Annotated in this window: 10 protein-coding genes; 5 read left to right on the top strand and 5 right to left on the bottom strand. The window is 73.3% G+C overall.

Annotated features, from left to right (window positions below; genetic code table 11):
- Positions 1-68 precede the first annotated feature (68 nt).
- The gene (locus DEJ03_RS08350) at positions 69-866 is read left to right on the top strand and encodes an HAD-IIA family hydrolase (protein ID WP_027464991.1); all 798 of its coding nucleotides are present in this window, start codon (positions 69-71) and stop codon (positions 864-866) included.
- A 35-nt stretch (positions 867-901) separates the two neighbouring features.
- Here DEJ03_RS08350 and DEJ03_RS08345 read toward each other — a convergent pair whose 3' ends face one another.
- Positions 902-1,831: a CPBP family intramembrane glutamic endopeptidase gene (locus DEJ03_RS08345; RefSeq protein WP_110864257.1), complete on the bottom strand. Its 930-nt coding sequence runs from the start codon at positions 1,829-1,831 to the stop codon at positions 902-904.
- Positions 1,832-1,868: 37 nt separating this feature from the next.
- Between DEJ03_RS08345 and DEJ03_RS08340 the strand changes: the two genes are divergently transcribed.
- Positions 1,869-2,558 (top strand): metal-dependent transcriptional regulator, encoded by a 690-nt coding sequence (locus DEJ03_RS08340; protein ID WP_110864256.1) that lies wholly within the window; start codon positions 1,869-1,871, stop codon positions 2,556-2,558.
- A 626-nt stretch (positions 2,559-3,184) separates the two neighbouring features.
- Here DEJ03_RS08340 and DEJ03_RS08335 read toward each other — a convergent pair.
- Entirely contained in the window at positions 3,185-3,829 is a 645-nt protein-coding gene (locus DEJ03_RS08335; protein WP_110864255.1) for a HEAT repeat domain-containing protein, read from the bottom strand.
- Between the two features lie 108 nt (positions 3,830-3,937).
- On the opposite strand from DEJ03_RS08335, the gene DEJ03_RS08330 reads away from it, so the two are divergent.
- Positions 3,938-4,891, top strand: coding sequence for an aldo/keto reductase (locus DEJ03_RS08330; RefSeq protein WP_110864254.1), 954 nt, complete (start codon positions 3,938-3,940; stop codon positions 4,889-4,891).
- Between the two features lie 176 nt (positions 4,892-5,067).
- Here the strand turns inward: DEJ03_RS08330 and DEJ03_RS08325 are convergent, their stop codons facing one another.
- Positions 5,068-7,410: a septum formation family protein gene (locus DEJ03_RS08325; RefSeq protein WP_110864253.1), complete on the bottom strand. Its 2,343-nt coding sequence runs from the start codon at positions 7,408-7,410 to the stop codon at positions 5,068-5,070.
- Complete coding sequence (pyrE, locus tag DEJ03_RS08320; protein ID WP_071404348.1) at positions 7,407-7,958, bottom strand: orotate phosphoribosyltransferase; 552 nt, start codon at positions 7,956-7,958, stop codon at positions 7,407-7,409. The genes DEJ03_RS08325 and pyrE overlap by 4 nt, the downstream gene beginning before the upstream one ends.
- 96 nt (positions 7,959-8,054) lie before the next feature.
- Between pyrE and DEJ03_RS08315 the strand changes: the two genes are divergently transcribed.
- Together DEJ03_RS08315 and DEJ03_RS08310 are read left to right on the top strand one after the other, a co-directional pair.
- Entirely contained in the window at positions 8,055-9,722 is a 1,668-nt protein-coding gene (locus DEJ03_RS08315) for a hypothetical protein (protein ID WP_146237682.1), read from the top strand.
- 74 nt (positions 9,723-9,796) lie between these two features.
- The gene (locus DEJ03_RS08310) at positions 9,797-11,149 is read left to right on the top strand and encodes a M23 family metallopeptidase (protein WP_110864251.1); all 1,353 of its coding nucleotides are present in this window, start codon (positions 9,797-9,799) and stop codon (positions 11,147-11,149) included.
- On the opposite strand, the gene DEJ03_RS08305 is transcribed toward DEJ03_RS08310, so the two are convergent.
- Positions 11,146-11,964: an aminoglycoside 3'-phosphotransferase gene (locus tag DEJ03_RS08305; RefSeq protein ID WP_110864250.1), complete on the bottom strand. Its 819-nt coding sequence runs from the start codon at positions 11,962-11,964 to the stop codon at positions 11,146-11,148. The two genes, DEJ03_RS08310 and DEJ03_RS08305, sit on opposite strands and share 4 nt — an antisense overlap.
- Positions 11,965-11,968: the final 4 nt, after the last annotated feature.

Below are 11,968 nucleotides of genomic sequence, written 5' to 3'. Positions count from 1 at the left end.
GGGCCTCCCGGCCCTTTCCGAGCCGGCCACGAGCCGGGCCTGAACCCCTGCGCAGTAGGGTGAGGGCCATGGCGACCCGAGACGACGTCGAGTGCTGGCTGACCGACATGGACGGCGTGCTCGTCCACGAGAACCAGGCGCTCCCGGGCGCGCCGGAACTCATCCAGCAGTGGCTCGACGACGGCACCGAGTTCCTCGTGCTGACGAACAACTCGATCTTCACGCCGCGCGACCTCAGCGCCCGACTGCGGGGCTCGGGCCTGCACGTGCCCGAGGAGCGGATCTGGACGAGTGCGCTCGCGACCGCTGACTTCTGCAAGTCGCAGATGCCCGGTGGCTCGGCGTTCGTGATCGGTGAGGCCGGCATGACGACCGCCCTGCACGAGGCCGGGTTCATCATGACCGAGACCGCCCCCGACTACGTCGTCGTCGGCGAGACCCGCAACTACTCGTTCGAGGCGATCACCAAGGCCGTCCGGCTCATCCGCGCCGGCGCCCGCTTCATCGTGACGAACCCCGACGCCACCGGCCCCAGCGCCGAGGGGGTCCTGCCGGCCACCGGCGCCATCGCGGCGATGATCGAGAAGGCCACCGGCAAGCAGCCCTACGTGGTGGGCAAGCCGAACCCGATGATGTTCCGCTCCGCGATGAACCGGATCGGCGCGCACTCCGAGAACACCGGCATGATCGGCGACCGCATGGACACCGACGTGCAGGCCGGCATCGAGGCGGGGCTGCACACCGTGCTCGTGATGACGGGCATCAGCGACCAGGCCGAGATCGACCGGTACCCGTTCCGTCCGAGCGAGGTCATCTCCGGCGTGCACGAGCTCGTGCGCACCGAGCCGTTCGAGGTCGAGCTCTAGCCGGTCACACGCGGCCGCGCGCGTCGGCGCGGCCGCTACCGCGCGTCGACCCCCGCACCGGACGCGACCGCGGCACCCGCCGCAGCCGGTTCGTGGGACGCGCCACGGACCTCCAGAGCGAAGGCCGCCATCGGCGGTACCGTCCGCCACCGCTTCGCGAGCCGACGGCGTCGGTCGTCGTACCAGGCGATGACCCCGCCGGCCACGATGCCGAACGCGAGCACCCCGAACGAGAACAGCCCGATCAGGCCGAGCAGCGTCAGCTTGCCGAAGTCGCCCGTGTCCGAGGTCGCCGAGAACCCGATGGACCCGAAGTCCCAGAAGGCGTGCAGCAGCACCGGGGCGAGCAGCGACCCGGTCAGCCGACGCGCGACGTACAGCGTCGAACCGAACGACGCCGCGAACACCACCTGGATGAGCGTCGGCCCGATCCCGGCACCGGCGAGCGCGTTGAGCAGGTGCAGCAGCCCGAACAGTGCGCACGACACGGCCCACACCCCCATCTCCGGCAGGCGCCGCCGCAGCCCGACGAGCAGGGTGCCGCGGGCCATCAGCTCCTCGAAGACCCCGACGAACAGCACCCCGACGGCGAGCAGCAGGAAGTAGTGCGCCGGCAGCGCCGTCCAGTCGATCAGGGGCAGCCGGACGATGCACACCACGAGCACGAGGATCGGCGCGAGCATCGTCCACCGCAGCCGCGTCCGGACCGGGTCGACCGTGGCGATCCGCCACCAACCGAGCGCCGTGACGAACAGGGCGAGTGCCACGACGGCGATGCCCTCGGGGATGACCAGGGCGTGCACGACGCTGTCGACCGTCTGCGCAAGGGTCGCGTAGTCGTCGCTCGGTCGTGACCGCCAGGCGCTGATCGCCGCGAAGACCACGATCGGCGCGAGCCCGAGCAGTAGCGACGGGGGCACCGGCCAGCGACGGCGGCGGGCTCGGACGGGGGCGGTGGTGGCCATCTGCTGGTTGTACCAGGCGGGACGTACGATTGGCAGTATGCGCCTGCCCTCCCTGTCCACGATGGCAGAGGACTACGTCAAGCTCATCTGGAAGGCCAGCGAGCGCGGCGGGCCCGGCCTGGCAACGCGGGACATCGCGGCGTCGCTGAAGGTGTCGGCGTCGACGGTGTCGGGCAACCTCAAGAAGCTCGACCGCGACGGCCTGATCGAGCACACCCCGTACTACGGCGTCGTGCTCACCCCGCTCGGGCAGCAGGTCGCGGTGGCGATGGTCCGGCGACACCGGCTGATCGAGACGTTCCTGGTGGAGCGGCTCGGCTACTCGTGGGACGAGGTCCACACCGAGGCCGAGGCCCTGGAACACGCCGTGTCCGAGCAGTTCCTCGACCGGGTCGACGCCGACCTCGGCCACCCGACGCACGACCCCCACGGCGACCCGATCCCCGGGGCGGACGGCATCGTGCCGGACTCCCCCGGCACCCTGCTCGGCGCGATCGAGCCGGGAGCGTGCGGCACCGTCGACCGGGTCTCGGACGACGACCCCTCGCTGCTGCGGTACTTCGACGAGCTCGGGGTGGGGCTGGGCACGCACCTGCGGGTCGAGCGGGTGCGGGACTACGCCGGCGTCATCGCGGTGTCGCGGCGGGCGATCGACGGCTCGGAGTCCCTCGTCGACCTACCGGCTGCCGCCGCGTCCTCCATCTGGCTCGCACCCGACGGCGACTGACCGCGCGGCGCGCGCGGGCGGGATGGTCGGCTGGCCGGGCGGTCACGACACCCCGCTCACGTCCGCCGAGCGGTCAGGAACCGTCGCCCGGCAGCCCCGCAACCGACAGTTCGCGACCACTCGGCACCCCGGCCACGGGGTGTCGTGACCGCACTGCGGCGCGCGAACGCGCGTGGCGACGGACGGGAGGCCCGGCGCGCGGCCGCCACGCGCCTCCCGTCCGGCGCCCCGCCGGTCACAACACCCCGCTCACGTCCGCCGAGCGGTCAGGAACCGTCGCCCGGGAGCCCCGCAACCGACGGTTCGCGACCACTCGGCGCCCCGCCCACGGGGTGACGTGACCGCACCACGGCCCGCGAACGCGCGTGACAACGGACGGGAGGCCCGGTGCGCGGCCGCTACGCGCCTCCCGTCCGATGCCCCACCGGCCACGGCACCCCGCTCACGTCCGCCGAGCGGTCACCATCTGTCGCCCGGCAGCCCCGCAGGCGACGGTTCGCGACCACTCGGCACCCCACCCACGGGGTGTCGTGACCGCGCGACGCGGCCTCCCCACGACCGCGACGGCGACGGTTCGCGACCACCCGGCGCGCCCGACCGGGCGCGTCCGGGCGCGCCCGACGCCGCTACCCCTTCACGGAGCGCGTCCGGCCGAGGGCGACCTCGCGCCGGGCCCGCTCGAGGGCGAGCGCGGATGCCGCATCCGGGTCGTGCAGCAGCCGTTCGGTCTCGTGCACGTGCTCCCGGACGGCGTCGGTCCCCCGGTCGGCGGCCGCGACGAGGACCGGTCCGACGGTGTCTTCGCCGAGTCCCACCAGAGCACGCGACAGGCTGAGCCGACGCTCGCGGTCTCCGATGCCGAGCTGCACGGCGAGGGTCCGCGCGAGCGACGCCCGCTCGTCGTCCGGCACCAGTGCGACGGCCGTGCGCCAGGCGGCGCGGAGCACCTCGTCGTCGTGGTCCTCGAGCAGCGGGCGCACCGCCGGCCACGCCTCCGGGTCGCCGATCTTCGACAGGGTGTGGAGCGCCTGGCTGCGGGCCTGGAGCTCGGGGCGCTCGAGCTCGGGCAGGACGCGGGCGACGACGTCGTCGGCGGGGTGCCGGGTGAGCGCCCACGTCAGCATGTCGCGGACGAAGAAGTCCGGCTCGACGGCGCACTGTGCCACGAGCACCTCGAGGTCCGCGGGGTCCGGGGTGGTCCCCGCGGCCATCACCGCCTGCAGCCGGGCGGAGGATCGCGGATCGGCGAGGGCATCGGTGAGCGTGGTCATCCGTCCATCGAAGCCCCTCACGCCGGGGCCGTGTCAAGCATCGGGGCATAGCGTCGGGAGACGTGCGGTCCGCTCCCACCGCACCTCCGACCACGAAAGGACCTCCGTATGCCCCGCATCGGTACCAGTGACCTGCACGTGTTCCCCCTCGCCCTCGGCGGCAACGTCTTCGGGTGGACGGCGGACGAGTCGACCTCGCACCGGGTCCTCGACGCCTACACCGCGGCCGGTGGCGACTTCATCGACACCGCGGACGTCTACTCGGCCTGGGCGCCGGGCAACTCGGGCGGCGAGTCCGAGCGGGTCATCGGTTCGTGGCTGCGCGCCTCGGGCAAGCGGGACGACGTCGTCATCGCGACGAAGGGCTCGCAGCACCCGGAGTTCCAGGGCCTCGCCGCGGGCACCGTCGCCGCCGCTGCCCGCGCGAGCCTCGAGCGCCTCGGCACCGACCGGATCGACCTGTACTACGCGCACTTCGACGACCAGTCGACGCCGCTCGAGGAGACCGTCCGCGCATTCGACCAGCTCGTGCAGGACGGCCTGGTCCGCTACACCGCGATCTCGAACTACTCGAAGGACCGCGCCGCGGAGTGGATCCGCATCGCGACGGAGAACGGCCTCGCCCAGCCCGTCGCCATCCAGCCGCACTACAACCTGGTCACACGCCAGCCGTACGAGGCGGAGATCGCACCGCTCGCGCACGAGCACGGGCTCGGCGTCGTGCCGTACTTCTCGCTCGCCGCGGGGTTCCTGACCGGCAAGTACCGCTCGAAGGACGACTTCGCCGGCAAGGACCGCGAGGGCCAGGTGTCCGGCTACTTCACCGACGAGGGGCTCGCCGTCGTGGACGCGCTGTCCTCGATCGCCGATGCCCACGGTTCCGAGATCGCCACCGTCGCACTCGCCTGGCTGCAGGCGCAGCCCGACGTCGTCGCACCGATCGCGAGCGCTCGAAACACCGAGCAGCTGCCGGCGCTGCTGGCCTCGGCGGAGCTCGAGCTCACCGCCGACGAGCTGCAGACGCTGTCCGACGTGTCAGCGAAGGTGCCCGCGAGCGCCTGACACCGGCGCATCTCAGCCGATGCGCGTGCATGTTCCGACATCCCACTCGTCGTTCGACGGGTGGGATGTCGTTCCTTGCACACGCAGTCGCTGCATGTGCGTGTTCCGACAGACCACCAGTCGATCACGGGGTGGATCGTCGCAGAACGCGTGCGACCCGCGCCGACAGACCGCGCCTACGCTCCCGGCGCCAACGACCCGGTCAGCGGCTGCCCCGACGACCGCGTCACGAAGCACGCGATGAACCGGTCACCCTGGTCCCACGTCGCCTGGTCCGGCGCGTAGGAACCCTGCACCTGCACGTCGCCCACGGCAGCGGCGGCCGAGGCGTTCAGCGCCGTGTCGGACTGGCACTGGTCGGCCGCCTGGGTCGCCAGGGCCTCGGCACCCGGGTAGGTGTCGCCCTCGACCGCGAGCCGTGCGGTCAGCTGCCCGATGTGCGGCGTCGCGCAGTCCACCACCGTGAAGGTCTGCGACCACGCGTTCGTGAACGGCGACAGGCACTCCCCGCCGGCCAGGTCGGTCCACGGGTGCTCGCCGGGCAGCGCCGGGGTCGTGGCGAACTGCAGCGTGGCGGCCGGCGCTGCGGCGTCACCCGGCTGCGAGGCCGACGCCGACGGCGCAGCGCTCGGTGTCGCCGGCGCCGACGAGGCAGCCACCGGCGACTTCGTCGGCACGGCCTGGTCGGCGATGTTGTTGCCGAGGATCCACTTCGACAGCAGGAACACCAGCACGATGAGCACGAGGATCAGCGCGATCGACCCGTAGATCAGCAGCTGCTTGCCGCGCTTGCCCTCGTTCCGCAGCCGCGCGAAGCCCTCGTTGATGAAGTTGTCGCGGTCGCCGGACTGCCGGTCCGGACCGCCGGCCGGCCGTCCAGCAGCAGCAGCGGGCGCGGGCGCGGGGGCAGCAGCAGGAGCGGCAGCAGCCGCGGGCACCGCAGCCGCCGGCATCATCCGCGTCCCGGTGTCCTCCGGGTCGTAGCCGGTCCCGCCGAGCTGCCCGACGGCCTCGGTGCCGAACAGGTCCTTGATGGCACTCGTGTCACTGGTCTCGCGGCCGTCCCACTCGGACTGGTCCAGGTCGTCCGGCGCCGCGGCAGGAAGGGACTCCGGCTGCGGACCGGTGTCGTTCCCACGCAGTCCGAGCACGGCGTCGAGGTCCTGCCCCACCGACGGCGGCAGGTGCGCCGGGTACTCCTGGGCACCCGCAGCCGGCTCGACGAGGGGCGGTGCCGCGGTCGGCGGCACGGTCGCGTCGGGCTCGGTCCACCAGGGCGTCCCGGCCGCCGGCATCGCGGTGGTCGGCGCATCGACCTGGAGGCCCTCGGTCGCGTCCGGCACGTCGTCTCCGGCGGGCTCACGGGGCACGTCCACGGCCTCGGTCGCCTCCGACGGAGCACCAGCAGCATCAGCGGCGGGAACAGCAGCCGGAGCAGCCGTGTCCGACACGGGCGCAGCCGGGACCGCCGGCGGCACCACCGGCGGCACGGGGACCGCCGGCGGCACCGGGTAGGTCCGCGGTGCCTGCGGCAGCCCGGAGGCCGGGGTGTCGACCTCGCCTGCGACGACCTCGTCCTCGTCGTCCAACTCGTCGGCGAGCGACCAGGACCCCGCGGACAGCGCGGTGGTGTCGAACGAGTCGGTGGTCAGCGTCGCCGGGACCTCGCCGGGCTCGTCGTCACCGATCGCCCAGTCGAACGGCCGATCGTGCGCGCCGGTCTGCGTGGGGACCGGCCCGGTGCTGGTGATGCGCAGCAGGTCGGTGAAGGTCGGCGGCTCTTCGGTCGGCGGCAGCACGTTCTCGACGCCGAGGGGCTGCGGGGCGGCGGGAGCAGCAGCAGCGGGAGCCACGGACTCCGGGTGGTTCCCGGTCGCGCGGCCGAGCCAGTCGACGTCGGCGCGGCCCTCGCCGAAGGGGTCCACGCGGCGACGCTCGTCCTCGATGGCCTTCGACGCGGCAGCTCGTTCGTCGCGGTGGGTCTGTGCCGTCGGCAGCACGATCGACGACGGGTGCGGTGCAGTGGAGTCCGGCGCGACGTCGGCGGCGGCCGGGATCCGGTCGTGCAGTGTGGAGCGCTCGTGCTCGACGACGGCGTCGGGGTTCTCGGAGGGCGCGAGCAGCTCGGGCGGCATCGAGATGGCCTGGGTCGCGCCGTCGTCGAGCGCCGGAGCGGAAGCGGCCGGCGCAGACGCGGCAGGAGCCGGCGCAGCAGGAGCAGCAGCAGGACCAGGAACAGGAGCAGGAGCCTCGGCGCCCTCCGCCTCCCCCTCGGCCACGAACGGCTCCGGCAGCGGCGCGCCCGTCTCGCGGGCGGTTCGCTCGGCCTCGCGGCGCTCCCGCCGCGACGGCCAGTCCTCCTCACCGCGCGGAGCCCCGAAGATGTCCGCAGCGCTGCGGAGACCGTGGAACGGAGCGTCCGATCCGGACGCACGCCGAGCCTCCAGGCCGTCGTCCCCGTCTGCCGGGCCGGCGGTGCCGTCGGGTTCGCGTGCGTCGTCCGGACGCTCCTCGGTCACGCGGTCAGCCCCAGATCAGCCAACCCGATGGCCGCGAAGTACGGGTAGCCGGCCGCCTCGATCGTCTCCTTGGCACCGGTGTCCCGGTCGACGACGACAGCGACGGCGGCGATGATCGCGCCCTCGCGCTCGAGCGCCTCGGCCGCCTTGAGCGGCGAGCCGCCGGTGGTGGAGGTGTCCTCGAGCACGACGACGCGCTTGCCCTTGAGGTCCGGTCCCTCGACCTGCTTGCCGCGGCCGTGGTCCTTCGGCTCCTTGCGGACGACGAAGGCGTCGTAGGTCAGGCCCTGGGCAGCGGCCTGGTGCAGGACGGCGCTGGCGATGGGGTCGGCGCCCATGGTCAGGCCACCGACGGCGGAGACGTCCGGCACCTGCTGCACGAGCTCGGTCATGACCTGCCCGATCAGCGGCGCGACGCGGTGGTCCAGGCTGACCTTCCGCAGGTCGATGTAGTACGTCGCCTTCTTCCCGCTGGTCAGGGTGAAGTCGCCGTGGAACACCGCTTCGGAGGAGATGTACTGGATCAACTGTTCGCGCGCGTCGGTCACAGCGCACAAGGGTAGTCGGTCGGGCCCGCAACGCGCTCCCCCAGCCTGTGGGTCCGTGCGTACCGGCACCGAGGCGGCCTCGGTACGCTCCGGGGCATGTCCCGAGCACCGCGTCGCCCCGCCGTGGAGCCGGCTCCGTCCGGCGGCCGCCGGACCGGTGGGGTGGCCGTCACGATCGGACGGGAGGCCCTGGGCGGCCTGGTCGCGCTGGCCCTGGCCGTCATCGCCCTGCGTCACGTCGTCGCGACGGAACGGGTGGCGTTGCTCTGGTACGACGGCGACTCGGTGCTGCTGCCGCTCGTCGAGCGCTCGCTGCAGGCCGGCCAGCCGTTCGAGTGGGCGATGTCGCCCGCGCTGTTCTTCTTCCCCGAGCTGCCCGTGTACCTGTTCTGCTCGCTGGTCACCGGGACCCCGCAGCAGGCCCTGGCGCTGAACGGGGTGCTCGTGCTGCTCGCCGTCTACGCGCTGGTGCGGGCCGCCGCGAACGAGCTGATGCCGTCCGCCGGGCGCCCCGCCCGGATCGCGGTGTCGGCCGGGGCGCTCGGCATCGTCACGCTGCTGGTGCTGACCGAGTCGTCGGCCACGGCGACGTCGCTCGAGCTGGCGTCCCTGCTGCTGACCACGACCTACTACTACGGGGCCGTGCTGGCGATGCTCGGCACCGCGGTGCTGGTGCTGCGGGCGGTGCGCCTCGGCCGGGCGTCGGTACCCCTGCTCGTCGTGCTCGGAGTCATCGCCGCGTGCACGACCGCGTCGAACCCGTTGTACGTGCCGTGGTCAGCGGCCCCGGTGGTCGTCACCCTCGGGCTCCTGGTGCTGGCGCGCCGGGTGCCCTGGCGTCCGGCCGCGCTGCTGGCCGGCACCGTCACGGTGGCTTCGGTCGTCGGGTACCTGGTGCGGATCCCGCTCCGGCCGTTCGTCTCCCTCGACCCGGCGACGTACGTGCAGCCGTCGCGGGCCGGTGAGACCCTGCGGTTCTTCGCGGCGCTGACCGACGACCGGGCGGGCACGGCACCGGGCGACCTCGGGCTCCTGCTGCTGTTCGCCGGGGTGCTCGTCACCGTCGGCGGCACGGTCTGGGCCTGGCGGGTCCGCACCGCACGCACCGTGCTGGTCGCGACGGTGCTGCCGCTCGTGACCGTCGTCGCCGTGTCCGTCGGGGTCGTCGTCGCCGGGTCCGAGACCCCGCGCTACCTGCAGCCGATCGTGACGGCACCGCTGCTCGCGCTCGTCGCCGTGGCCGAGCTCACCCGCACCGCGGTCCGCCGCACCCGCGTGCACCGCCCGCACCGCGGGGTCCGGGCGGGGGTGGCGGTCGCGATGGCCGCCGTCCTCGCGACCGGGATCGCCGTGGCTCCCGGCACCGCCCACGCCGTGGCGACCGCGCGGTACCCGGCGGCCGCGTGCCTGGACCGCTGGGCCGACGGACGCCAGGTCACGGGCGTCGGGCAGTTCTGGACGGTCCGACCCCTCGCCACCTACGCGTCGACGAACGTCGGGCTGCTGCAGGTCCGCGACACCTTCGAGACGTACCCGTGGCTCGTCGACCTCGGGGCCTACCGCGACGCCGACCCGAGCTTCGTGGTGGTCGGGTCGCACGACCTCTGGACCACCGCGGTCGAGGACTCCCTCGGCCCCCCGGCGACGATCACCCACTGCACCGGGTTCGACGTCTACGACTACGCCGGCACCGCCGGGCAGGCGATCCTGCGGCGCGACGTCGTCGGGAGCGCCGACGTCATCCGGCGCGACCGCGGCTTCTGATCCACTGCTGAAGATGTCCACAGCGGCGCGTTGCCGTCCGATGCTCGCTGTACGGATGTATAGGCTCGTCCTCGATGTCTCGCCCCACCAGCCCCCGCGCCCACCGTGTCCCCGTGCGCCTGCGCCTCGCCGTCACCGGCCTGGCACTCGCGGGCCTCGTCGGCACGGTCATCGCCGACGCTCCGGCAGCCCAGGCGGTGACCTACCCCACGTGGGACGAAGTGAAGTCCGCCCGCGGCAAGGAATCCGCCAAGCAGGGGCAGATCACCGAGATCCGGGGCATCATCAGCGAACTCGACGCCAAGGTCGAGGCTGCCGAGGCGAAGGCACAGAAGCTCGGCGACGTGTTCTACAAGGCACAGCGCAAGGCCCAGACCGCGGCCGAGAAGGAACAGCAGCTCCGCGCCGACGCGAAGGACCACGCGAAGGTCGCCGACCAGAGCGCCGCGCAGGCCGGGCAGTTCGCCGCGCAGATGTCCCGGTCCGGTGGTGCCGACGTCACCACCTCGGTGATCACCCAGGGCGAAGACGCCAGTGATCTGCTCTACAACCTCGGTGCGCTGAGCAAGCTCTCCGAGCAGGCCGAGCGTGTGCAGGCCGCCGCGAGCGCCGACGCCGCCGTCGCCAGCTCGCTCGAGGCACAGGCCGACCGCGCCGCCGAAGCGCTGGGCGACCTGGCTGCCGAAGCCGAAGACCGCATGCAGGAAGCCCAGGCGGCGTCCGACGCCGTGCAGGCCGCCTACGACGAGCAGCAGTCCAACAAGGCCCGACTCGACGCCCAGCTCGCGACCCTGACCTCCGGCCGCGTCCGGACCGAAGCCGAGTTCGCCAAGGGTGAGCGCGTCCGCAAGGCGGCAGAGGAGAAGGCCGCACGCGAAGCCGCAGAGCGCGCAGCCGCCGCGCAGCGAGCAGCTGCCGCACAGGCCGCCGCGAACTCCGGCGGGGGCGCTCCGTCAGGCGGCGGCTCGACCGGCAGCAGCGGTTCGGGCGGCGGCGGTTCCGTCGGCGCGGGTTCCGGGACCGGCTGGGTCCGCCCGGCCAGCGGCTACGTCATCAGCCCCTACGGGTACCGCGTGCACCCGATCACCGGGAACGTCACCATGCACGAGGGCACCGACCTGGCGAGCGGCTGCTACACGCCCATCGTCGCGGCTTCGGCCGGCACCGTCGACTACGTCGGGTGGTACGGCGGCTACGGCAACTACGTCCGCATCAACCACGGCGGCGGCGTGCAGACCGCGTACGGCCACATCGTCGACGGCGGCTTCCGGGTCGCCACCGGCCAGCAGGTCTCCGCGGGGCAGCTCATCGCGCTCGTCGGCTCCACCGGGGCGTCGACCGGCTGCCACAGCCACGTCGAGGTGCACATCAACGGCGCCACCACCGACCCGGTGCCGTTCATGTCCGCGCGCGGAGTCGCCTTCTAACCGACCGGCCCCGACTCTGGGTCGTCGATCTCGTCGTCGCCGGCGTTCCACAGCGCCCGGTACCACGCGGTGCGCTCCGGGTCGTCCGGCAGCCCGTACGCCCGGTGGAACAGCGGCTCCCACCCGGGTCCGTAGTTCCAGCCGAGCGCCATCGTCGCCACAGCGATGTCCGCCCAGCGGTCCGCGACCCCCATCGCGTCCAGGTCGACGTGCCCGCTCCACCGCCGGTCCGCACCGATGAGCGTGTTGGGCGTGCACGGGTCGCCGTGACAGACGACGATCCGGTCGGTCGGCGGCTCCGGACCGAGACCGCCCGGGCCGCGCTCGGCGTCGGCGGCAGCGTCGGCGCTCGTCCCACGCGCGCGATCGAGCCGGTCCGCCGTGGACCACGTGAACGGGCAGTCGTCGACGGGCAACGCGTCGTGCAGCGCGCGCAGGCCCTCGCCCACCGCGACCACCGCGGTCCGGGGCTCGTCGTGCCAGCGCGGGTCGACGGCGCTCCACCCGTGCACGGCACGGGTGTGCAGCCAGACGCCGTCGTCGTCCGTGCCGTGGTCGAGCACCTCGGGCACCCGGGCGTACCGGGACGCCCACGTCAGCCGCGCGGCCTCGCCGCTGATCCACGATCCGTAGGCGTGCGGCAGGACCTTCACGAACTCCTCGGCGCGCGCGTCAGGTCCGATGCGGAACGTCGTCCCGCCGATCTGGTTGTGCCAGACGAGCGCGACCTCACGCCCTCGGGCGACGTCGGTGACCACGCGCGGCACCGGGACGGTCTCGCCCGGCCGGGGCAGTCCACCGATCGAGCGCACCACGGTG

It is taken from the genome of Curtobacterium sp. MCLR17_043 (assembly GCF_003224215.1).
GTDB lineage: Bacteria > Actinomycetota > Actinomycetes > Actinomycetales > Microbacteriaceae > Curtobacterium > Curtobacterium flaccumfaciens.
Note: the sequence above shows the minus strand (reverse complement) of the source record. Positions and strands in the feature narration are given on the sequence as shown.

Excerpts from the sequence above, each read along its gene's own strand:
- DEJ03_RS08350 (WP_027464991.1), top strand. The coding sequence starts at position 69 with ATGGCGACCCGAGACGACGTCGAGTGCTGGCTGACCGACATGGACGGC.
- DEJ03_RS08345 (WP_110864257.1), bottom strand. The coding sequence starts at position 1,831 with ATGGCCACCACCGCCCCCGTCCGAGCCCGCCGCCGTCGCTGGCCGGTG.
- DEJ03_RS08340 (WP_110864256.1), top strand. The coding sequence starts at position 1,869 with ATGCGCCTGCCCTCCCTGTCCACGATGGCAGAGGACTACGTCAAGCTC.
- DEJ03_RS08335 (WP_110864255.1), bottom strand. The coding sequence starts at position 3,829 with ATGACCACGCTCACCGATGCCCTCGCCGATCCGCGATCCTCCGCCCGG.
- DEJ03_RS08330 (WP_110864254.1), top strand. The coding sequence starts at position 3,938 with ATGCCCCGCATCGGTACCAGTGACCTGCACGTGTTCCCCCTCGCCCTC.
- DEJ03_RS08315 (WP_146237682.1), top strand. The coding sequence starts at position 8,055 with ATGTCCCGAGCACCGCGTCGCCCCGCCGTGGAGCCGGCTCCGTCCGGC.
- DEJ03_RS08310 (WP_110864251.1), top strand. The coding sequence starts at position 9,797 with ATGTCTCGCCCCACCAGCCCCCGCGCCCACCGTGTCCCCGTGCGCCTG.